The following is a 21,954-nucleotide window of genomic DNA, read 5'->3' on the forward strand; positions in this document are numbered from 1 at the left end:
TCAGTGTCCGGTACTGCCGGAAAACATCTGGATGACCACCACGCCAGCGACGATCAGCGCCATGCCTAGCACCGCCGGTAGATCGAGCTTCTGCTGATAGATTACTGCTGCGGCGATGCTCACCAAGACGATGCCGAGGCCTGCCCAGATGGCGTAGGCAATGCCCACCGGTATGGTCCTGACCACCAGAATGAGAGGCTGTAGCCCGCGATCACCAGAAACAGCGGTAGCGGGCGACTGAAGCCAGCCAGCGACTTCATGGAGGTGGTGGCAATCACCTCGGCGGTGATAGCGATGGCGAGATAGAAATAGCCAGTCATACGGTCTCCGGTTGAGGGCAGTGCCGGTCTGCGCTGCGTTCATTCGGCTCCCGCGGAACGGGCAAGTTCTGCGCAACGGTAGCGGATTTCGCTTTGCGCTTCGCTGTGGCCGTTGCGTCCGACGCTTTGCTAAGCTCCGCGCCCATGAATCGTGCCCTCTATACCTTGCTGTTTCATCTCGCCTTGCCTCTGGTGTTTGCGCGTCTGTTCTGGCGTGCTCGTCGAGCGCCGGCTTATGGCGCGCGAATCGGCGAGCGCTTCGCTGTAGGGCTTCCGGCGTTCCAGCCGGGTGGCATCTGGGTGCATGCGGTGTCGGTCGGCGAAAGCATTGCTGCGGCACCGATGATTCGGGCGCTGATGGAGCGCTATCCATTGCTGCCGATCACCGTGACCTGCATGACCCCGACGGGCTCCGAACGCATCGAGGCGCTGTTCGGCGACAGGGTGCAGCACTGCTATCTGCCCTATGACCTACCGTGGGCAGCGGCTCGCTTTCTGCAACGCCTGCAGCCAAAGCTGGCGGTGGTGATGGAAACCGAGTTATGGCCTAACCATATTCATCAATGTGCGCAGCGGGGCATCCCTGTAGCGCTGGCCAACGCGCGCCTGTCTGAGCGTTCAGCGCGCGGCTACGCACGCTTCGCCCGACTGACCGCGCCGATGCTGGCCGAACTGAGCCTGATCGCCGTGCAGACCAGTGCCGAGGCCGCACGCTTTCGAAAACTAGGTGCTCGTAAGGAGAGCGTGCAGGTCACCGGCTCGATCAAGTTCGACCTGAATATTGATCCGGCGCTGCCCGAGCGCGCTTCGCAACTTCGTCAGCAGTGGGATGCCATGTCGCGACCGATCTGGATCGGTGCCAGCACCCACTCGGGTGAAGACGAGATTTTGCTCGCAGCGCATCGACTGCTCCTCGCTGAAAGGCCCGATGCGCTGTTGATCCTGGTGCCGCGTCATCCTGAGCGCTTTCGTTCGGTGTATGAGCTGTGCGGCAAACAGGGCTTCAGCACGGTTCGCCGGTCCCTCGCTGAGCTGCCGAAGCCCGAGACTCAAGTGGTGCTTGGCGACACCATGGGCGAGTTGCTGTTTCTGTTCGCCTTGGCCGATGTCGCTTTCGTCGGTGGCAGCCTGGTGCCTACGGGTGGCCATAACCTGCTGGAGCCAGCCGCGTTGGGCAAGCCCGTGCTGACGGGGCCACATCTTTTCAATTTCCTCGATATCGCCGCACAACTGCGTGATGCAGCTGCACTTGCTCAAGTCAGCAATGCACCTGAGCTGGCATCGGCGATAGAGCTGTTCTGGAACGATCCCGAGCGCGTCGGAAAGGCACGCAGCGCAGGCCTGAAGGTTCTGAAGAACAATCAGGGCGCGCTTGGGCGTTTGCTGGAGGGGTTGGGTGCCTTGCTCAAGTAGCGAGGCGTCAGGCTGTTCGGCCGTTTCCGCCCTGTCGGCCACGAGTGTCCGCTAGACCCCGCGCTGAACCGGTTGTAGATCAGGCCCGTTTTGGGCCCCGATCATGGCGTGCCTCGATCCGCCTCAGAATATTGGGTCGGCTCGCCACGATTAATCGATGCGCACCGGGCGGGCGAAATTCTCAGACAGGTCCGGCGGCAGGAAATCGGTATCCGGGTCGTAGTCGGTTTTCAGATACCGCTGCAGATCTTCCAGATCACCAGGGTTGAGTGTTCCGGCGGCCTGTTTCAGGCGCAGGCTGTCGATGATGTAGTCGTAGCGGGCATTGTTGTAGTCACGCACCGAAGCAAACAGGCGGCGTTGCGTGTCGAGCACATCGACAATATTGCGAGTACCGACCTGATAGCCGATATCGGTGGCTTCTAGCGCGCTCTGGTTGGAAACGATCGATTGCCGCCGCGCCTGCACTTGCTCCACATCGGTATTCACCGCGCGATAGAGGTTGCGCGTGGTCTCGACCACCTGGCGACGCAGGCTTTCGCGCTGTTGCTCGGTCTGGGTTAGCTGATGGAAGGCTTCGCGGCGCCGAGAGCTGATCAGGCCGCCGCTATAAAGTGGAATGTTCAGCTGCAGCCCGATGCTGCGCTGCTCGACATCACCGGTGTAGCGAGGGATACCGGTCACCGCTTCGCTACCTGTATTGGTGAACCCCAGGCTGTCGTTGTCGCCCTTGCTGTAACGCGCCACGGCGTCGAGTGTTGGTGCATGACCCGAACGGCGCTGGCGTAGGGTTTCCTCAGCCGCGTTGACGGCCTGATTGCTGGCCAGCAAATCGAGGTTCTGTTGCGTGGCGGTGTTGACCCAGGCGCTGGCGTCGTTAGGAATGGGCGGCAGCACCGGCAAGCTGTGCTCAATGCCTTCTAGAGCCAGGTATTCGCGGTTGGTCAGGGTAAACAGGGCCTGGAACGCATCGTCCACTTGCCGTTGCGTGAGCAGCCGGTTGGCGCGTGCGGTATCGAAGCCTGCTTGTGCTTCCAGAACATCGGTCCGGTCGGACAAGCCAACTTCGAAACGCTCATTGGCCTGGTCGAGCTGGCGCTGAAAAGCTGACTCTTCGGCCTTGGCCGCGGCCAGGTTGTCCTGGGCGCGCAATACGGCAAAGTAGGCTTGCGCGGTCAGGCGAATCAGATCCTGTTCGGCGATTGAATATTCCAGCGCGGCCTGTTCGCTGATGGCTTCAGCCGCCTGTAACTGGAACCAGCGTTCAGGGCGAAAGATCGGCTGGCTGAGGGTTGCCTGATAGACGGTGCCGCTGCGTGACAGCGAACGCGAACCCATGGATGTATCGACATCGGTGCGCGTATTGCTGAGCTCCGCGCCGCCGCTGAGGTTCGGTAGCAAACCGGCACGGGCCTGGGGCACGACTTCCTGGATCGCCTGGAGCTGCGCGCGAGCCGCCGCAAGGTCGGCGTTGTTCTCAACGGCCTGTCGGTAGACGCTGACCAGGTCGGTCCGAGCGGAAAGCGGTGGCGCTGTCTGGGCCCAGGTCAGCCCGGACGAGGCGGCGGTCACGGCGAGTGCCAGCGTGAGTCTGCGCAGCATGTGCGTCTTTCCCTGAAGCGAAGTGATGGGCAAGGCTATGCGTGGTCATGCGGGCGGTCAAGGCGCTTGAGCAGGGTGTTCGGGACCTTGTTGGAGGCGATCAGGCAGCAGGGTGGGCGGGGAGGGATGTGACCCGACGGTCGCGGCGCTTGCCATCGGCATGGTATTCCCGGTCAGTCTTGATTAGACTCGGCCCCGTTCTTGTCGGGGTGCCTTGAAGCGAAGGCTGAGATCGGAAAGTTCCGGATCCCGTTGAACCTGATCAGGTTAAGGCCTGCGTAGGGAACAAGATGTGCTCGCCAGTCGTTCCGGCAAGCTCTCTCGGCGCCAGTTCCGGCGCGCCCGATGCCCTTTATCCGCCGTGTTTTTCAGGTTCGCCCCGACAACTTTCGAGGAGCCAGCCTGATGCGTGCAGAACAACAAAACCTGAGTGAATCAGCCCAGGTCGACCAGGGGTCGATCCAGCCTTTTCCGCGTTCGCGGAAAATCTATGTGCAAGGTTCGCGACCCGACATCCGCGTGCCGATGCGCGAGATCAGTCTCGACGTCACACCCACGGATTTCGGCGGTGAGATCAACGCGCCGGTGCTGGTGTACGACACCTCCGGTCCCTACACCGATCCGAGCGTGACCATCGATGTGCGGAAAGGCTTGGCCGACGTGCGCTCGGCCTGGATCGATGACCGTGGCGACACCGAACTGCTTGACGGCCTGACCTCGCAGTTCGGCCAGCAGCGCCTGGCCGATGCCGAGCTGACCAAGATGCGCTTCGCCCATGTGCGCAATCCGCGCCGCGCCAAGCCGGGCAAGAACGTCAGCCAGATGCATTACGCGCGTCAGGGCATCATCACGCCCGAGATGGAATACATCGCCATCCGCGAAAACATGAAGCTGCAGGAAGCGCGCGCCGCCGGCCTGCTCACCGAGCAACATGCCGGGCAGAGTTTCGGGGCGTCGATCCCGAAGGAGATCACCGCCGAGTTCGTGCGTGACGAAGTGGCCCGCGGCCGCGCGATCATCCCCGCCAACATCAACCACACCGAGCTGGAGCCGATGATCATCGGGCGTAACTTCCTGGTGAAGATCAACGGCAATATCGGCAACTCGGCGCTGGGCTCCTCGATTGAAGAAGAAGTCGCCAAGCTGACCTGGGGCATCCGCTGGGGCTCGGACACGGTGATGGACCTGTCGACCGGCAAGCACATCCACGAAACCCGCGAGTGGATCATCCGCAACTCGCCGGTTCCGATCGGTACCGTGCCGATCTACCAGGCGCTGGAGAAGGTCAACGGCGTGGCCGAGGACCTGACCTGGGAGCTGTTCCGCGACACCCTGATTGAACAGGCCGAGCAGGGCGTTGACTACTTCACCATCCATGCCGGTGTGCTGTTGCGCTACGTCCCGCTGACCGCCAAGCGCGTGACCGGCATCGTCAGCCGCGGCGGCTCGATCATGGCCAAGTGGTGCCTGGCGCATCACCAGGAGAATTTCCTCTACACCCACTTCGAGGAAATCTGCGAAATCATGAAGGCCTACGACGTCAGCTTCTCGCTGGGCGACGGCCTGCGTCCGGGCTCGATTGCCGATGCCAACGACGCCGCGCAGTTCGGTGAGCTTGAAACCCTCGGTGAGCTGACCAAGATTGCCTGGAAGCACGACGTGCAGTGCATGATCGAAGGCCCCGGCCACGTGCCGATGCAGATGATCAAGGAGAACATGGACAAGCAGCTGGAATGCTGCGATGAGGCGCCGTTCTACACCCTCGGCCCGCTGACCACCGACATCGCGCCCGGCTACGATCACATCACCAGCGGTATCGGTGCGGCCATGATCGGCTGGTTCGGTTGCGCCATGCTCTGCTACGTCACGCCGAAAGAGCACCTGGGGCTGCCGAACAAGGATGACGTCAAGACCGGCATCATCACCTACAAAATCGCCGCCCACGCCGCTGACCTCGCCAAAGGCCATCCGGGTGCCCAGATCCGCGACAACGCCTTGAGCAAGGCGCGCTTCGAATTCCGTTGGGAAGATCAGTTCAACCTCGGCCTCGACCCAGACACCGCACGCGCCTTCCATGACGAGACCCTGCCGAAGGATTCGGCCAAGGTCGCGCATTTCTGCTCCATGTGCGGGCCGAAGTTCTGCTCGATGAAGATCACCCAGGAAGTGCGCGAATACGCGTCGCAGAACGGGCTGACCGATGAGCAAAAAGCGATCGAGGCCGGCTTCAAGGAGCAGTCCTCGCGCTTCAAGGACGAAGGCTCGGTGATCTACAAGCAGGTGTAGCGGCAGGGTCGCTATCACTCCGGTGACTGTGTCGTAGGGTGGATGTCGCTGATGCATCCACCGTGCTGCGGCTTGGTGGGTCGATGAAGCGTGATTCACCCTGCGACACAGCAGGACCGCGCCTAGCCGCTTATCGCGGCGCGGTCACGCCGGGCGCAGCTGCATGGCTCAACTGTAGGGTGGAAAACGGCGGAGCCTTTTACACCCATCGACCAACCGGTCCTGCCGAAAATGATTCGGCGGCCAATTGGTACCTCTCTATTTGAAGCAGATAAGCCTTCGGCGTCATCCGCTCTTTGGATCGCTGCTGAAATTCCTTTCGTGAGGCGAAACATCGTGCTCACGGTTGTGCCGGGCGACCGGTTTCTCTGAGATAACAATGTGAACATTCCAGGTCGTTATTCCCCGCATCAGATGATCGCCGCTGAGCACCGTGTATTCGGAGGGCGTGATCTGTTCTCCCTGTGGTTCTCGCTGGGCGTCGGCCTGATGGTGCTGCAACTCGGCGCGTTGCTGGCGCCGGGCCTGGGCATGAGCGGCGCCTTGCTGGCGATCCTCAGCGGAACCGCTGTCGGCGTGATATTGCTCGGGGCGGTTGCGGTGATCGGCAGCGACACTGGATTGTCCTCGATGGCCAATCTGAAGCGAACACTGGGTGACCGCGGCGCGGTGCTCCCGGCCTTGTTGAATCTGGTTCAGCTGGTCGGCTGGGGCGCCTTCGAGATCATTGTCATGCGCGATGCGGCAAGCGTGCTGTCTGCGCGGGCGTTTGGCGAGCAAAGCGGTTGGGTCAACCCCGCACTCTGGACGTTGTTCTTCGGTGCGCTGGCGACGCTACTGGCAATCACCGGCCCGTTGACCTTCGTCCGTAAGATTCTGCGCAAATGGGGCATATGGTTGCTGCTCGGCGCCTGCGTCTGGCTGACCTGGAACCTGTTCGACAAGGCCGATCTCCAGGCGCTGTGGGTACGTCAGGGTGACGGCTCGCTGCCGTTTGCGCTGGGCTTCGACATTGCCATCGCTATGCCGCTGTCCTGGCTTCCGCTGATCGCAGACTACTCGCGCTTCGGTAAGGCGGCGCGGCGCGTTTTCGGCGGCACCGTGCTGGGCTTTTTTGTGGGTAACGTCTGGCTGATGAGCCTTGGTGTTGCTTATACCCTGGCCTTTGCTGACAGCGGTGAGGTTAACGCCCTGCTGTTGGCGCTCGCCGGTGCTGGCCTGGGGATCCCGCTGCTATTGATCCTGCTGGACGAGTCGGAGAATGCTTTTGCCGACATCCATTCCGCTGCGGTCTCGGTTGGCCTGCTGCTGCCGTTCAAGGTTGAGCGGCTGGCGCTGGCCATCGGTGCGTTGTGTACCTTGATCGCCTGGTTTGCACCGTTGGCGGAGTACCAGAACTTCCTGCTGCTGATCGGCTCGGTGTTCGCTCCGCTGTTTGGTGTGGTGCTGGTGGATCACTACCTGCTCAGAAGGCGGGGCCGGCTGCAGGTAGCCAGTACGATGTTGCGCTGGGAGACGCTCCTGGCGTGGGGCTGCGGCGCGGCCGTCTACCATTTGCTGGCAAACGCCTGGCCGGAAATTGGTGCCAGCCTGCCGGCACTGTTCCTCTCCGGCGGGTTGCTGCTGGTTTTGAGTCGCTTTGGCGGGGCTACGGCAGGTAGGCCGGTTTCAGTATCCCGCTGAGCTCGCGGTACGCAATCTCCAGTTCAGGGTGGCCGCTCGAATACGGCGCGATGCTGTAGACGTCATATTTGAGCAGCACCTTGTCTCGTAGCAGCGCAATGTTGGCGGTCCGCTGGAAGGGCCATTGGCGGCTGAAAGCGGCGTCGTGCTCGTTGACTTGCAGCCATTGCTGGTGCGCCTTCGCTGCGACACGCCAGAAAGCGCCTTCCTTTCCGGGCAGTACAACATCGGCAAGCTTCAGCTCACGGTCCTGCTCTCGGTCGTAATTGATGAAGCCGCGCCCGGGCATTCCGTGAGCGCCGCCGGTGTGTATATAGCTCGAAAGCTCCACCACCAGCAGCGGCCCATGCTGCTCACGCAACTTGGCTTGAAGGTAGCTGCTCCAGCCGGGTTCCGCGTCTTGCAGGAAGGTCTGTTGATAGCCCTCGAGTGACGCCGGGACCTGAGCATCCAGGCTGACTACCGTCATCTCGCGCAACCGCTGGTCGATCAGCGCGTTCAGTGCCGGCTCGTTTTCAAACAGCTGAGTATCTATGTTCACCAAGGGGCAGCTATCGTCTTGCTCAGGGCAGCTGGTCGGACGTTGCTCGCTGAGGATCTGACGAACGTCTACGGGCGGCTCGCCACCGAAGTGTTGGCAGCCGCCGATGAGCAGGCTGAAAGCTGTTAAGACGATGGCATTGCGAAGTGGCATCAATGGACTGGCTCCTGCGGCGGCTTCAGTGCGGGTTCGAGTGCGTGGGCGGAGCGAAGTTCGAGAATAGCCAGCTGGGCATCTTCCTTCATGCGAGCGGTCTGCAAGGGGCTGCGCCTGAGCAAGCGGCGCGCTAGGATGGCAGCAGAGAGACCGCTCACGCTGTGACGGTTGCAGCCTTTTTCCGGCGCCGGCAGGTGCTGGAACAACCCGATATGTGAGTAGTGCATGAACGATATTTTCAAAGCAGGCGCCGACGATGTCGAGATCATCAGCCGCGAGCGCTGCTTCAGTGGCTTTTACAACCTTGACCGCTTCCGCCTTCGCCATCGTCTGTTCCGAGGGGGCATGGGCGCCGAGATCGAGCGCGAGCTGTTTGTTCGGCACGATGCCGTCTGCGTGCTTCCTTATGATCCTCAGCGCGACGAGGTCGTATTGATCGAGCAGTTTCGTGTCGGCGCCATGGCGCATGGCGACAACCCGTGGTTGGTGGAAACGGTGGCCGGCCTGATCGACAAGGACGAGCAGCCTGAAGAGGTGGCGCGCAGGGAGTCGGTGGAAGAGGCAGGCCTGGAGCTCGGCGAGCTCTGGCCGGTGTCTGTTTACTATCCTTCGCCAGGAGGCAGCACCGAGCGCATACATCTCTACGTCGGTCGCTGCAGCAGTGTTGGCGCCGGCGGCGTGTTCGGGCTGGAAGAGGAGGGTGAAGACATCCGTGCAGCGGTGTGGTCTCTTGATGAAGCATTGGAGGCGCTGCGCGACGGCCGGATCGATAACGCGGCGACGATCATCGCGCTGCAGTGGCTGGCGTTGAACCGCAGCGAGATCAGGGAGGCATGGATATGAGGCGAACCCGCGAGCGATACCGCGTCGACCTGCTGGAACTTCAGGCGGCCTGCGAGGCAAATTATCTGCGTCTGATGCGTTTGCTTCCGGAGATGCGCAACCGCCCGGACACGCGCCGGATCGCCATGAGCCAAGGGGACCGACTGCTCGGCGTGCTGGTGCTGACTGTCACCGAGAGCTGCCCCTACACCACCACCGTTCAGATCAGTCAGCAGGACTGTCTGCCCTGGTTGCCAGTGCCGCAGATGGACGTGCGTGTCTACCATGATGCGCGTATGGCTGAAGTGATTGGCGCCGAGAACGCCCGGCGTTTCCGCGGCATCTATAGCTATCCCAACGCGCAAATGCATCAGCCCGATGAAAAAAATCAGCTCAACCTGTTCCTCGGGGAGTGGCTCGGTCACTGCCTGGCCTGCGGTCACGAGCTGGAGTCTGTGCTTTAAGCGGAACAGCGCGCGTCTGAAGTGGTGATGGCGTTGTGCTATTGATTCTGTGATGCTCCCAAGCGGTTCTGTGATGCATGCCCGCATCGCGCGGTTTACCCCTGCAACTCCCAGCCACCATAATTCTTCTGCGATTTCGCCAAAGGAGACGGGTCTTGGCTGCTGCGCCGCTCACTGTTGAAAACGACTCGGTATTGCTCGTACAACTGACCGATAGCCACCTGTTCGCGGAAGCAGGCGGCAAGCTATTGGGGATGGATACGGCTGAGAGTTTGCAGCGCGTCGTCGATCTGGTTCTCGATGAGCAGCCGCGTATCGACCTGATGTTGGCGACCGGCGACCTTTCGCAGGACGGCTCCCTTGCCTCCTATAAGCGGTTTCGCCAGTTGTCCGAGCGTATCGACGCGCCGGTTCGCTGGTGTCCAGGCAACCATGACGAGTTGGCCCCGATGCAAGAGGCGACCCGTGGCAGCGACATGATGGCGCCCGTGCTTGATATCGGTGCGTGGCGGGTCGTCATGCTCGATACGCTGGTGCCAGGCGCGGTCTTCGGCATGCTGCGTGAAGAGCAATTGGCCTTGCTGGAGCGAACCCTGCAGCAGGCGTCGGACCGGCCTCATCTGGTCTGCCTGCACCATCACCCGGTCTCGATTGGCAGCCGCTGGATGGACAGTATCGGACTGCACAACCGTGAGGCGCTGTTCGAAGTGCTTGACCGTTTCAGCTGCGTCAAAGCGCTGCTCTGGGGGCACATCCATCAGGCGTTCGATAGCGAACGTCGTGGTGTTCGCCTGCTAGCCACTCCCTCTACCGGTGTGCAGTTCGCGCCCGGCAGCGAAGACTTTCAAGTCGATACGCTTGCGCCCGGCTACCGCTGGTTGCGTCTGTACGCTGACGGCTCGCTCGATACCGGTATTTCGCGAGTGGTTGGCATCGACTTCGTAGTCGATTACTGCGTCAAAGGGTATTGATCGTCGCAGGTCTGTGAAGGTGTTGGCGCTGACGCAGTCCCGCACTGATTGGCCTCGGGCTTCCCTGGCGGCTTGCAGCGTGCGCGCCTCGCCTTGTAGCCTTCCCATCCTTTGTCAGTCCAGCGAATCAGCATGCCTCGCGAACAGCCCACCATTCTCTATATGCATGGCCTCAACAGCTCACCGTTGTCGCATAAGGCCAGCCAGCTGACAGCAGCGCTGGGTCGGCTGGACCGAACTGACTCGCTGCAGGTGCCGGCGTTGCATCATCATCCACGACAGGCCATTGCGCAGCTTGAGACGGCGATTGCAGAGCTGGGGCGGCCGCTGCTGGTCGGCAGCTCCCTCGGCGGATACTATGCAACGCATCTCGCCGAACGACACGGGCTCAAGGCCCTGCTGATCAATCCGGCCGTTACGCCTCATTGCCGTTTCGATGGTTATCTCGGGCCCCAGACCAACCTCTACAGCGGCGAGGTTTGGGATCTGACCGAAGACCATGTCACCGCACTAGCCGAGCTGGAGGTGCCATCGCCGCAAGATGCCGAGCGCTACCAGGTCTGGTTGCAGACAGGTGACGAAACGCTGGATTACCGCCATGCGGCTGATTACTACAGGGGCTGTGCGGTGCGCATCCAGGCCGGTGGCGATCATGGTTTCCAGGGGTTTGCCGAGCGGCTTCCTGCCTTGCTGGCGTTTGCCGGCTTCGATCCGGCCCTGTTTGCAGACGTCGATTTTTCCGATTTATAAGGACATCACGAGACGCACATGTCTTATACCGCCGAAGCCATTGAAGTCCTCTCCGGCCTGGATCCGGTGCGCAAGCGACCAGGCATGTACACCGACACCTCGCGGCCCAACCACCTCGCCCAGGAAGTCATCGACAACAGTGTCGACGAAGCGTTGGCGGGGCACGCCAGCTCGGTCCAGGTCATCTTGCATCAGGATAATTCCCTTCAGGTGATCGACGATGGTCGCGGCATGCCGGTGGACATCCACCCGGAGGAGGGGGTATCGGGCGTCGAGCTGATCCTCACCAAGCTGCACGCCGGCGGCAAGTTCTCGAACAAGAACTACCAGTTTTCCGGTGGTCTTCACGGGGTTGGCATTTCCGTAGTCAACGCGTTGTCGACCCGAGTGGAAGTGACGGTCAAGCGTGAGAGCAACGAATACCGCATGGCATTCGTCGACGGTTTCAAAGCCAGCGAGCTGGACATCATCGGAACGGTTGGCAAGCGCAATACCGGCACCAGCGTTCACTTTTGGGCCGATCCGAAGTACTTCGATAGCCCGAAATTCTCGATCAGTCGACTCAAGCATGTGCTCAAGGCCAAAGCCGTGCTTTGTCCGGGACTGAATGTCAGCTTCGAGGACAAGAACACCGGGGAGAAGACCGAGTGGCATTACGAGGACGGTCTGCGCTCATATCTGGTCGACGCTGTCAGCGAGTTTGCTCGGCTACCCGACGAGCCCTTCTGCGGCAGCTTGGCCGGCAGCAAGGAGGCGGTTGACTGGGCCCTTTTGTGGCTACCGGAGGGCGGGGACAGTGTTCAGGAAAGCTATGTCAACCTGATCCCCACTGCGCAGGGCGGCACCCACGTCAACGGCCTGCGTCAGGGGTTGCTGGATGCCATGCGGGAATTCTGTGAGTTCCGCAATCTTCTGCCACGTGGCGTCAAGCTTGCGCCGGAAGACGTCTGGGAGCGGATCGCATTCGTGCTCTCGACAAAGATGCAGGAGCCGCAGTTCTCCGGTCAGACCAAGGAGCGTCTGTCTTCGCGGGAGTCGGCCGCGTTCGTCTCCGGGGTGGTCAAGGATGCCTTCAGCCTGTGGCTGAATGCCCACCCTGAGCTGGGCTTGCAGCTCGCCGAACTGGCCATAAGCAACGCCGGGCGCCGGCTCAAAGCGAGCAAGAAGGTCGAACGCAAGCGCGTCACCCAGGGGCCGGCGCTGCCCGGCAAGCTGGCCGACTGCGCGGGGCAGGATCCGGCGCGCTCCGAGTTGTTTCTGGTCGAGGGTGATTCCGCAGGCGGTTCCGCCAAGCAGGCGCGCGACAAGGAATTTCAGGCAATCATGCCGTTACGCGGCAAGATCCTGAATACCTGGGAAGTCGACGGTGGCGAGGTGCTGGCCAGCCAGGAGGTGCACGATATCGCCGTGGCCATCGGCGTCGATCCCGGCGCGGCGGACATTTCCCAGTTGCGCTACGGCAAGATTTGCATTCTCGCTGACGCTGACTCGGATGGCCTGCACATCGCAACCCTGCTCTGCGCGCTGTTCGTTCGTCACTTCCGCCCGCTGGTGGATGCTGGTCATGTCTATGTGGCCATGCCGCCGCTGTACCGCATCGACCTGGGCAAGGACATCTTTTATGCACTCGACGAAGCCGAGCGTGACGGCATCCTCGATCGCCTGCTGGCGGAGAAACGTCGTGGCAAGCCGCAGGTCACGCGCTTCAAGGGTTTGGGCGAAATGAACCCACCCCAGCTGCGCGAAACCACCATGGACCCGAATACACGCCGACTCGTGCAATTGACCCTGGATGACTTCGACGGCACGCGTGAAATCATGGACATGCTGTTGGCCAAGAAGCGCGCCGGCGATCGCAAGAGCTGGCTGGAATCCAAGGGCAACCTCGCGGAGGTGCTGCTTTGAGCCTTCGTTGGGCGGCGCTGCTGTGCGCGCTGGCGGTGCCGTTCTCGGCAACGGCCGCGCCTGAACTGACCATGCTCAGCGAGCATCCCGTCGAGGGGATCGCCGCGGGCAATCTGTCCGGGCTGGCCTGGTGCGGTGATGCACTCTGGGCAGTATCGGACCGAGAGGACAATGTCCTGTACCGCCTTGATGGCAGCGATACCGTCTGGCAGGCGGAGGTCGAGCGCTTCGAGTTGCCGCCGGTACCAAGTACCGGATTGTCTTGGGGCGTGCGTATGCGCTCTGCGTTCACCGGCATGCTGCGTGGTGGTGAAATGGATTTCGAAGGCCTGAGCTGCGACAGCCTGGGCAATCGTTATCTGGTCAGCGAAGCGCATGCCGCTGTGCTGCGAGTGAGTCCAGCGGGCACTGCAGAGTGGCTCAATTTGCCGGGTGCGGTGGTGCGTCAGGCACGGGCTAGCGGGATGCTGCTCAAGTTCAACGCCATGTTCGAAGGCGTAGCGGTCGATCCGGGCGCCGATCGTCTGTGGCTGGCCGCAGAGCACAGTCGCCGAGGTCTGATGGTGACCCACCGAACACAGAACAGCTGGCGCTGTACTGGCGGCTGTGTATTGCTGGTAGGCGGCGGGCGCGATTCAACGCCCCCCGAGATGGGCGACGACACCCAGCCGCGGCGCTTTTCAGGGCTCACCTTCCATAACGGAAAACTGTTTACGCTCGAACCGGTGACTCACCGGGTCTGTCGGCGGAACGTGGAGAATGGGCACCGTGAGGCATGCTGGTCCTATGCGGACACGGCAATGGCTGAGTCGCGCCGTTACGACACGCCTTTCGGCAATGCCGAAGCCCTCTGGGTCGACGCGGAAGGCGCCTGGATCGGGCTCGACAACAATGAGCTTACGCGTGCCGACGGCGAGAAGCGTCCTGTCGTCTGGCGCTTTGCTGCGCCCAAGGGCGGTTGGGGTGCCAAGCAGTGAGTCAGCCTGCCGGGCGTCGCGCCGGGCGCATCATGCTGGTCCTGGCCTGGGGGGCCGGGTTGCTGCTGGCCACGCGGTTCTTTTCGGACTGGGAACAGAGCCGCTTCAACCCCAATCGCGAACCGGTGTCGGTCATCCAGGGCGAGCAGATAGAGGTGCACCTGGACAGCAACCCCCAGGGGCATTTCGTGGCCGATGGCCAAATCAATGGCGAGACAGTGACCTTTCTGCTGGACACCGGCGCTACAGATGTCGCAATTCCCGCCAAGCTGGGTGATCGCCTTGGCCTGTCCCGCGGCGCTCCGGTGATGCTGCACACCGCCAACGGGCAGACCACCGGTTACCGGACCGTACTGGACAGTCTCGCCCTTGGCGACATTCTGCTGCACGACGTACGTGCCATCGTGGCGCCAGGCTTTGGTGGTGAGCAGATCCTGCTTGGTATGAGCGCCCTGAAACAACTCGAATTCACCCAGCGCGCCGGCACTCTGGTGCTGCGCCAACACGCCACGGATCGACCATGAGCGAAACTATCGACCTGAGCCTGGACGGCGTGGAGCGTCGCTCCCTTGCCGACTTCACCGAGCAGGCCTACCTGAATTATTCGATGTACGTGATCATGGATCGCGCACTGCCGCATATCGGCGATGGGCTCAAGCCCGTGCAGCGGCGCATCATCTATGCGATGAGCGAACTGGGACTGAACGCTGATTCGAAGCACAAGAAGTCGGCGCGAACGGTGGGCGACGTGCTCGGCAAGTTTCATCCCCACGGTGATTCGGCCTGTTATGAAGCCATGGTGCTGATGGCTCAGCCGTTCAGCTACCGCTATACGCTGGTCGACGGTCAAGGTAACTGGGGCGCGCCGGACGATCCAAAATCCTTCGCGGCCATGCGTTACACCGAGGCGCGGCTGTCGCGCTACTCCGAGGTCTTGCTCACCGAGCTGGGGCAGGGGACCGTGGAGTGGGTGCCCAATTTCGACGGCACCCTCAACGAGCCCGCGACCCTGCCCGCGCGCCTGCCCAACCTGCTGCTCAATGGCACTACGGGGATCGCGGTCGGCATGGCGACCGACGTGCCGCCGCACAACCTGCGCGAAGTGGCCGCCGCGTGCGTGCGTTTGCTAGACGACCCGAAAACCACCGTCGAACAGCTCTGTGAGCATGTGCAGGGCCCGGACTACCCGACCGAGGCGGAAATCGTCACACCACGCGCTGATCTGCTGAAGATTTACGAAACCGGCCGAGGCTCGGTGCGTATGCGCGCGGTGTATCGCGTCGAGGACGGCGATATCGTGGTCACCTCGCTGCCGCATCAGGTCTCCGGCTCCAAGGTGCTGGAGCAGATCGCGGCGCAGATGCAGGCGAAGAAGCTGCCGATGGTCGCTGATCTTCGTGACGAATCGGATCACGAGAACCCGTGCCGGATCGTCATCATTCCACGATCCAACCGGGTAGACGCCGACGAGCTGATGCAGCACCTGTTCGCCACGACCGAGCTGGAGTCGAGTTACCGGGTCAACACCAACGTTATCGGCCTTGATGGTCGACCGCAGGTGAAGAACCTCCAGGTGCTGCTCAGCGAGTGGCTGACTTACCGCATCGGCACCGTCCGGCGGCGCCTGCAGTTCCGTCTGGACAAGGTCGAGCGACGCCTGCACCTGTTGGAAGGCTTGCTGGTCGCCTTTCTCAACCTCGACGAGGTGATCCATATCATCCGTACCGAGGATCAGCCCAAGCCTGTGTTGATGGCGCGCTTCGAGCTGTCCGAGCTTCAGGCCGATTACATCCTCGACACCCGCTTGCGCCAGTTGGCGCGGCTGGAGGAAATGAAGATCCGCGGCGAGCAGGACGAGCTGGCCAAAGAGCGCGAAAAGCTGTTGGCATTGCTCGGCAGCGAGGCCAAGCTGAAGAAGCTGGTACGCAAGGAGCTGATCGCTGACGCCGGGACCTACGGCGACGACCGCCGTTCGCCAATCGTTGCGCGCGCCGAAGCCCGCGCGCTATCGGAAAACGAGCTACTGCCTTCCGAGCCGGTCACCGTGGTGATTTCCGAGAAGGGCTGGGCGCGCTGCGCCAAGGGCCATGACATCGATGCCACCGGGCTGTCCTACAAGGCCGGCGACGGCTTCAGGGCGGCCGCTGCAGGTCGCTCCAATCAATACGCCGTGTTTATCGATTCGACCGGGCGCAGCTATTCGCTGGCGGCCCACTCGCTGCCCTCGGCGCGTGGCCAGGGCGAGCCACTCACAGGCCGTCTGACACCACCTCCTGGCGCCGGTTTCGAGTGCGTCTTGCTGCCTGAAGACGAGTCGCTGTATGTAATTGCTTCGGATGCCGGTTATGGCTTTGTGGTTAAAGGCGAGGATCTGCAGGCCAAGAACAAGGCCGGTAAGGCTTTGCTGTCGTTGCCGGCGGGTGCGCGAGTTGTCGCGCCTCGGCCGCTGAAAAGCCGTGATCAGGACTGGTTGGCGGCCGTTACGACCGAGGGGCGTCTGCTGGTATTCCCGGTGCGCGATCTACCGCAGCTGGGCAAGGGCAAAGGCAACAAGATCATCGGCATTCCGGGGGATCGGGTCGCCAGTCGTGAAGAGTATCTGACGGATCTCGCCGTGCTGCCGGAAGGCTCAACGCTGGTCTTGCAGGCCGGCAAGCGTACCTTGTCGCTGAAGAGCGAGGATCTGGAACATTACAAGGGCGAGCGCGGGCGGCGGGGCAACAAGCTGCCGCGCGGCTTCCAGCGCGTGGATGCGCTGTTGGTCGAATAAGTTACCGGGTCGAAGAGGCCCTGAAGGCTGGCTTCTGATGGGCGTTTCGCGGAAGATAGCCGCCTTCCGATTTAGCCGATTAGCGATGCGGTGGCTGCAATTGCCGGCTGCGTCGCGGGCCAAAAAGACAATCAGCGCGGTGGCTGACGGTAAAGGATGGCGGCGGCGCCGACAGATAGCCGCCTTGCGACGTCGCCCAAGCCCGGTGCAAAGGTAGAGATGAACGTGCAACGCTTCACAACTGTATTGCTACTTGCCTGTGCCAGTCTGGCCGGGTGTGTCACCCAACCCGTGCCGATGTATCGACTCGACAACGGCGCTGTGGAATTGCCGGCGCAAGCGGCGGATGGCGCAGCGGTTCTCTTGGGGCCGGTGAGGTTGGCAGACTATCTGCAGCACGACGCCTTGCTGCAGCGGCTGCCGGATGGCAGCCTCGCCGCTGACGGCCAGCGGGCGCGCTGGGCAGGCAGCCTGCAGGGCGACATCAGTCAGTTGCTGTTGCGCCAGTTGGCCTCACGCCTGAAGACTCAGAGCCTGGAGCTGAGTCCCGGCAGTAAGGGCTTCAGCCCTGAGGTTCAGATTGAGCTTGAGATTACCCGCCTGGATTCCGGTCCTCAGCATCCTGCTGTGCTGGAAGCTCAATGGCGCGTGCTGGACGGGCAGGGCAAGCGCCAAAGCAGTCGTCTGGTTCGGTTGCAGGAGCAGCATCAAGGCAGCGCGACCGATCAGGTGCGCGCGCAAAGCCTGCTCCTGCAGCGGCTTGGCGAGATGATGGCGAGTGCGGTGGAGCCAGTGATGGTGGCCAAGGCGCGGACCAAACACAGCGTCAGCAAAGCACCGAACAAGCCAGAGGCTGCTCCAGCAATCCCAGCGGTGGAGCCCATCAGGACAGACCTGGAAGTGTTTCGCTTCTGAGCAGGTGACCCTTGCCCAAAGCGTCGATACGCACCGTTGCGCTCAGTTCGGGCAATCCCCGGTAGGTGGATCGTACCCACTACGCCGTGGACAGTTTCGCTGGCGTAGCTGGCGCCAGCCTCTTGTAGTAGCTATCCGACAATCGCTCCGCAGCGATGCGGGCGCGCTGATTGCGCTCTGCGGATTTTCAACCTTTCCGACTGACGCCACGGCCACGATGGCCGACTCTCATGTTTCGGCCGAGTGCTGGCGTCAGCTGATGCGGTTGCGCAGCTCGTGCATGCGCGCGAGCTGGCGCTCCAGTAGCGAGGGGTAGGGTTCGAGCAGCCGTTCGACGCAGCAGGCGCCCTCCGGGCTTGCAATGGGGCGGATGCGAGCACGCTGGCGAATCAGGTTGTCTTCGCCAATTCCGCGTTCGACCAGCAGCAGGTTACGGCTGTGCTGCGACATGGCCAGCGCGGCCTGTGCCGGCTCGCTGAGCAGCAGATCACCCTGGCTCAGGTCATAAAGCCCTTCGCCTTGAGTGAGCCCCAGCTGCAGTTGCAGCGTGATGCCGCTATCGGCGACCTCGATCTGCAGGGCGTGACCCAGCGCGCGCATCAGCTCGCCACAGCAGAGCGCATGGGTCAGGTAGTTCTGCTCGTCGTCCTGGCTGTGGAAGAGCATCAGGCTGCTGCCGTCGTTGAGCGTATGCAGCTCGGCCTGATACAGCGTCGAGGCCTGTTGCAGGCAGTCGCTGTAGCGCTGCAGCAGCTCAGTCAGCCGTGCGCGGGGTAGGCGGCGCAGTTGTTCCTGGGCGCCGAGCTGAATCGCCAGCACACCGCTTTTGCCAGTCGTGGCTGGCGCTGCGGGGGTGACCACTGCCGGGGAGGGCGCTGGCTGCGACTTGGGCTCATCGAAGGGCGGGTCGTCATCGAAATCGTCGTCGAATGAGTCGTCCGTAGCCTGATCTTCCGTCGGGAGGCTTTCAGCCACATCGTCGAGATGGCTCCGAAGATCCGTGTCAGAACGCTCGTAGTCGTTGACCGGAACTGCGACTGGCACCTCGAAATGCGCCGAATAGAGATCCTCCATGCTGTCGTCCAGCTCGATCTCTGGCTCCGGCTTCTCGGGCACCAGCCGTGCCTGCAGCTGCCGCGCAAGTTCACCAATCTCATCTTGCCGACCTGCGCCCGGCGCCGGGTCATCGGGGTCGCGCAACCACAGGCGCAACTGCATCAGGGGAAGCGAGAGCTGCCGGCCCAGGCGCATGCTTAGCGTAAGCGTCAGCGCCAGCAGGATGAGGCTGAGCAACCCCATGCTTTGCAGGCTGATGGTCATGGGTTGCTGGAACTGCTGCATGTCGAGGCTGATGCGCAAGTGCCCGGCGATCACCTCCTGGAAACTGATGGGGGTGGAGTAGAGGCCTTCCTCGTCGCCCAACAGACTTCGCTGCGGGCGGGCGCCCGACTCGGCCAGCACGCGGTTGTCCACACTGTAGATCGCCGCATGCGCCACCAGCGGGTTCTTCACCAGATTGCTCAGCAGCACATTGAGGCTAAGGATGTCGTTGGCCACCAGCAGATCCGTCGCCGAGGCGGCCGTCTGGGTGATCAGGCTTTGCCCCAGGGCATCGGCCTGCTGCTCCATCGCATGCTTGAATTGCATGCCCATGACCCAGGCGTAGATGATCAAGGCCAGCGCGACCAGCAGTAGCGTGTGGCTGGCTACCCGCAGAACCAGCGGAACACGACGCTGGCGCAATGCGCGATAGATCAGCAGGAAGAAATTGTCGGGCTTGACGGATGCGGGCCGGTTCACAGAGCGCGGCTCTACTCTTGAGGAAAGTGGCGCGCAGTATACGGAAAGCGCTGTGGGGGCTAAAGGTCACTCGGTCAAAGCAGACGAATTGCAGACCCGGCAGAGTGCAGATGCATGTTGAAAACTGGTGGTGTGCTGAAGCGTTAGCGCAGTCCTGCTGTTATAGAATGCCGGTCTTCTTTGCATAGGAGCTGCGCCTTGCGCGAAATCGTCCTGATTAACATCACTGGGGAAGACCGCCCCGGGCTGACCGCGGCAATCACCGGCGTACTCGCTCAAGGTGGTGTGAATATCTTGGATATCGGTCAGGCCGTGATCCACGACACCCTGTCGTTTGGCATTCTGGTGGAAATACCCGATACCGAGCGTGCCTCTTCTGTCCTCAAGGACGTGCTGTTCATGGGATACAAACATGATCAGCAGGTGCGCTTCACGCCCGTTGCGGAGGCAGACTACCAGCAGTGGGTGGCCGGGCAGGGCAAGGCCCGGCACATCGTCACCCTGTTGACCCGCAAGGTGACCGCCGAGCAGTTGCAGCGCGTCAGTTCGATCACCGCCAAGTATGGCCTGAACATCGATCACATCGACCGGCTTTCCGGTCGCCAGCCGCTGGACATGCCGGAAGAGCTGGGCAAGGGTTGCATCGAGTTTTCTGTTCGCGGCGAGCCTGCCGATACTGCGGCGTTGCGCGCCGAGTTTCTCAGTGTGGCGCAGGAGCTCAACGTCGATATCGCTTTTCAGCGCGACTCGGTTTTCCGTCGCAATCGCCGGCTGGCGGTGTTCGACATGGACTCGACACTGATCGAGGCGGAAGTCATTGACGAGTTGGCCAAGGTGGCCGGCGTTGGTGACCAGGTTTCGGAAATCACCGAACGCGCCATGCGCGGCGAGTTGGACTTTCGCGCGAGCTTCCGGGAGCGTCTGGCATTGCTGGAAGGCCTTGAGGAGCGCGCGCTGGCGGAAGTGGGTGCCCGGCTCAGGCTCACCGAAGGCGCCGAACTGCTTTTTGCCGAGCTGAAGCGCCTCGGCTACAAGACCGCCATCCTGTCGGGGGGCTTCACTTATTTTGCCAAACAGCTGCAAGCCAGACTGGGTATCGACTACGTCTATGCCAACGAGTTGGAGATAGTCGATGGCAAGCTCACCGGTGTAGCGCAGGAGCCTATTGTCGACGCACAGCGCAAGGCGGATCTGCTTCGCGAGCTGGCCGAGCGGGAGGGCCTGAGGCTGGAGCAGACCATTGCCGTTGGCGACGGTGCCAATGATTTGCCGATGCTTGGGTTGGCGGGGTTGGGTGTCGCCTTCCGAGCCAAGCCTCTGGTCAAACAGTCGGCCAAGCAAGCTATCTCGACATTGGGTTTGGACGGGATTCTTTACCTGCTTGGCTTCCGCGATCGTGAAGGAACGGAATAGGTGAACTGGAAGCTAAGCGGTTAAGGCTTCAGCTTCCAGCTAAGGCTTGCCTTATGGCTTTATCGCCACCTTGAGCACCCCGTCGCGCTGATTGGCGAAGAGCTCATAGGCGTTGGTGATGTCGTCGAGGGCGTAATGATGGGTCACCAAAGGGGCGAGGTCTACGCGCCCTGAGGCCACCACGTTCAGCAACCGTCGCATCCGCTCCTTTCCTCCCGGGCACAGCGAGGTCACGATCTTGTGGTCGCCGAGCCCGGCATGGAAGGCGCCAAGCGGAATGGTGAGGTCGGCTGAATACACGCCCAGGCTAGAAAGCGTGCCGCCAGGCTTGAGCACGCGCAAGGCGCTTTCGAACGTCGACTGTTGGCCAAGTGCTTCGATGGAGGCGTCGACGCCGCGGCCACCGGTGAGCCGGAGGATTTCCTCGACTACATCCGTTTGCTTGAAATTCAATGTCACGTCAGCGCCCATCTGTCGCGCAATGTCCAGGCGTGCATCGACACCGTCGACAACGATGATCATCCCGGCACCCCGCAGGCGTGCCCCAGCGGTCGCGCAGAGTCCGATCGGGCCCTGAGCAAAGATGGCCACTATGTCGCCGATCTTGATCTTGGCTGCTTCGGCGCCAGCGAATCCGGTAGACATGATGTCGGGACACATCAGCACCTGTTCGTCGGTGAGGCCGTCTGGGACCGGCGCCAGGTTGCCCTGAGCGTCCGGGACCAGTACGTACTCGGCCTGGGTGCCGTCGATGGTGTTACCGAACCGCCAGCCGCCCATCGGCTTGTAGCCGTGGCAGGCGCAGCCGCCGTCCTGAGAGGAAAGACCGTCCTGGCTGGCATAGGAAGAGAAGTTAGGGCAGATCGCGCCGGCGATGACGCGCTGACCCTCCTGGTAGCCTTGAACATTGCTGCCGAGCTTCTCGATTATCCCCACGGGTTCGTGACCAATGGTCAGGCCGGCGGCGACGGGGTACTCACCCTTGAGAATGTGTACATCGGTGCCGCAGATGGTCGTGGTGGTGATGCGGACCAGGGCTTCGTTGGGTCCGACGTCAGGGATGGGTTTGTCAACAAGCTCGATTCGACCGGGTTCGACGAACGCGGCGGCTCTCATCATGGTCATGATGTTTTCCTCGCAGGCTGGGTCAGAACACTCTAGTCCAA

At 62.0% G+C, this 21,954-nt stretch carries 18 protein-coding genes, 1 pseudogene and 1 riboswitch; of the genes and pseudogenes, 13 read left to right on the plus strand and 6 right to left on the minus strand.

The window, feature by feature from the left end; genetic code table 11:
* A pseudogene (locus ALTERO38_RS01445) lies at nt 1-320 on the minus strand (multidrug efflux SMR transporter).
* Between the two features lie 144 nt (nt 321-464).
* On the opposite strand from ALTERO38_RS01445, the gene waaA reads away from it, so the two are divergent.
* Nucleotides 465-1,733, plus strand: a complete 1,269-nt coding sequence (gene waaA / locus ALTERO38_RS01450) for a lipid IV(A) 3-deoxy-D-manno-octulosonic acid transferase (RefSeq protein WP_159967011.1) — start codon at nt 465-467, stop codon at nt 1,731-1,733.
* 150 nt (nt 1,734-1,883) lie between these two features.
* Here waaA and ALTERO38_RS01455 read toward each other — a convergent pair whose 3' ends face one another.
* Nucleotides 1,884-3,335, minus strand: coding sequence for a TolC family outer membrane protein (locus ALTERO38_RS01455; RefSeq protein WP_159967012.1), 1,452 nt, complete (start codon nt 3,333-3,335; stop codon nt 1,884-1,886).
* 195 nt (nt 3,336-3,530) lie between these two features.
* A riboswitch (TPP riboswitch) is annotated at nt 3,531-3,637 on the plus strand.
* 103 nt (nt 3,638-3,740) lie between these two features.
* Here ALTERO38_RS01455 and thiC point away from each other — a divergent pair.
* Both thiC and cytX read left to right on the plus strand, forming a co-directional pair.
* Nucleotides 3,741-5,621 (plus strand): phosphomethylpyrimidine synthase ThiC, encoded by a 1,881-nt coding sequence (gene thiC, locus ALTERO38_RS01460; RefSeq protein WP_159967013.1) that lies wholly within the window; start codon nt 3,741-3,743, stop codon nt 5,619-5,621.
* Between the two features lie 414 nt (nt 5,622-6,035).
* Nucleotides 6,036-7,304: a putative hydroxymethylpyrimidine transporter CytX gene (gene cytX / locus ALTERO38_RS01465; RefSeq protein WP_372239394.1), complete on the plus strand. Its 1,269-nt coding sequence runs from the start codon at nt 6,036-6,038 to the stop codon at nt 7,302-7,304.
* On the opposite strand, the gene ALTERO38_RS01470 is transcribed toward cytX, so the two are convergent.
* The gene (locus ALTERO38_RS01470) at nt 7,270-7,998 is read right to left on the minus strand and encodes an RsiV family protein (protein ID WP_159967015.1); all 729 of its coding nucleotides are present in this window, start codon (nt 7,996-7,998) and stop codon (nt 7,270-7,272) included. The genes cytX and ALTERO38_RS01470 overlap by 35 nt on opposite strands.
* The gene (locus ALTERO38_RS01475) at nt 7,998-8,228 is read right to left on the minus strand and encodes a hypothetical protein (RefSeq protein ID WP_159967016.1); all 231 of its coding nucleotides are present in this window, start codon (nt 8,226-8,228) and stop codon (nt 7,998-8,000) included. The genes ALTERO38_RS01470 and ALTERO38_RS01475 overlap by 1 nt, the downstream gene beginning before the upstream one ends.
* Here ALTERO38_RS01475 and ALTERO38_RS01480 point away from each other — a divergent pair.
* From ALTERO38_RS01480 to ALTERO38_RS01520, 9 genes are all read left to right on the plus strand, one after another.
* Nucleotides 8,227-8,844: an NUDIX domain-containing protein gene (locus ALTERO38_RS01480; protein WP_102837507.1), complete on the plus strand. Its 618-nt coding sequence runs from the start codon at nt 8,227-8,229 to the stop codon at nt 8,842-8,844. The two genes, ALTERO38_RS01475 and ALTERO38_RS01480, sit on opposite strands and share 2 nt — an antisense overlap.
* Complete coding sequence (locus ALTERO38_RS01485) at nt 8,841-9,287, plus strand: DUF1249 domain-containing protein (RefSeq protein ID WP_102837506.1); 447 nt, start codon at nt 8,841-8,843, stop codon at nt 9,285-9,287. The genes ALTERO38_RS01480 and ALTERO38_RS01485 overlap by 4 nt, the downstream gene beginning before the upstream one ends.
* A 155-nt stretch (nt 9,288-9,442) precedes the next feature.
* A complete protein-coding gene (cpdA, locus tag ALTERO38_RS01490; protein WP_159967017.1) occupies nt 9,443-10,258 on the plus strand; it encodes a 3',5'-cyclic-AMP phosphodiesterase in 816 nt (271 codons plus the stop codon).
* Nucleotides 10,259-10,390: 132 nt separating this feature from the next.
* Nucleotides 10,391-11,008 (plus strand): YqiA/YcfP family alpha/beta fold hydrolase, encoded by a 618-nt coding sequence (locus ALTERO38_RS01495; protein ID WP_159967018.1) that lies wholly within the window; start codon nt 10,391-10,393, stop codon nt 11,006-11,008.
* Nucleotides 11,009-11,026: 18 nt separating this feature from the next.
* The gene (parE, locus tag ALTERO38_RS01500) at nt 11,027-12,913 is read left to right on the plus strand and encodes a DNA topoisomerase IV subunit B (RefSeq protein ID WP_159967019.1); all 1,887 of its coding nucleotides are present in this window, start codon (nt 11,027-11,029) and stop codon (nt 12,911-12,913) included.
* Nucleotides 12,910-13,890, plus strand: coding sequence for an esterase-like activity of phytase family protein (locus ALTERO38_RS01505; RefSeq protein WP_159967020.1), 981 nt, complete (start codon nt 12,910-12,912; stop codon nt 13,888-13,890). Before parE ends, ALTERO38_RS01505 begins: the two co-directional genes overlap by 4 nt.
* Entirely contained in the window at nt 13,887-14,414 is a 528-nt protein-coding gene (locus ALTERO38_RS01510; protein WP_159967021.1) for a TIGR02281 family clan AA aspartic protease, read from the plus strand. Before ALTERO38_RS01505 ends, ALTERO38_RS01510 begins: the two co-directional genes overlap by 4 nt.
* The gene (parC, locus tag ALTERO38_RS01515; protein ID WP_159967022.1) at nt 14,411-16,660 is read left to right on the plus strand and encodes a DNA topoisomerase IV subunit A; all 2,250 of its coding nucleotides are present in this window, start codon (nt 14,411-14,413) and stop codon (nt 16,658-16,660) included. Before ALTERO38_RS01510 ends, parC begins: the two co-directional genes overlap by 4 nt.
* Nucleotides 16,661-16,879: 219 nt before the next feature.
* Nucleotides 16,880-17,575, plus strand: coding sequence for a membrane integrity-associated transporter subunit PqiC (locus ALTERO38_RS01520; protein WP_159967023.1), 696 nt, complete (start codon nt 16,880-16,882; stop codon nt 17,573-17,575).
* A gap of 252 nt (nt 17,576-17,827) precedes the next feature.
* Here ALTERO38_RS01520 and ALTERO38_RS01525 read toward each other — a convergent pair whose 3' ends face one another.
* Nucleotides 17,828-19,375, minus strand: coding sequence for an AhpA/YtjB family protein (locus ALTERO38_RS01525; protein WP_159967024.1), 1,548 nt, complete (start codon nt 19,373-19,375; stop codon nt 17,828-17,830).
* Nucleotides 19,376-19,573: 198 nt separating this feature from the next.
* On the opposite strand from ALTERO38_RS01525, the gene serB reads away from it, so the two are divergent.
* Nucleotides 19,574-20,788, plus strand: coding sequence for a phosphoserine phosphatase SerB (gene serB, locus ALTERO38_RS01530; RefSeq protein WP_159967025.1), 1,215 nt, complete (start codon nt 19,574-19,576; stop codon nt 20,786-20,788).
* 51 nt (nt 20,789-20,839) lie between these two features.
* On the opposite strand, the gene ALTERO38_RS01535 is transcribed toward serB, so the two are convergent.
* Nucleotides 20,840-21,916, minus strand: a complete 1,077-nt coding sequence (locus ALTERO38_RS01535; RefSeq protein ID WP_178114617.1) for an NAD(P)-dependent alcohol dehydrogenase — start codon at nt 21,914-21,916, stop codon at nt 20,840-20,842.
* Nucleotides 21,917-21,954 lie beyond the last annotated feature (38 nt).

This window comes from Pseudomonas sp. 9Ag (assembly GCF_902506445.1).
Lineage (GTDB): Bacteria > Pseudomonadota > Gammaproteobacteria > Pseudomonadales > Pseudomonadaceae > Stutzerimonas > Stutzerimonas stutzeri_AB.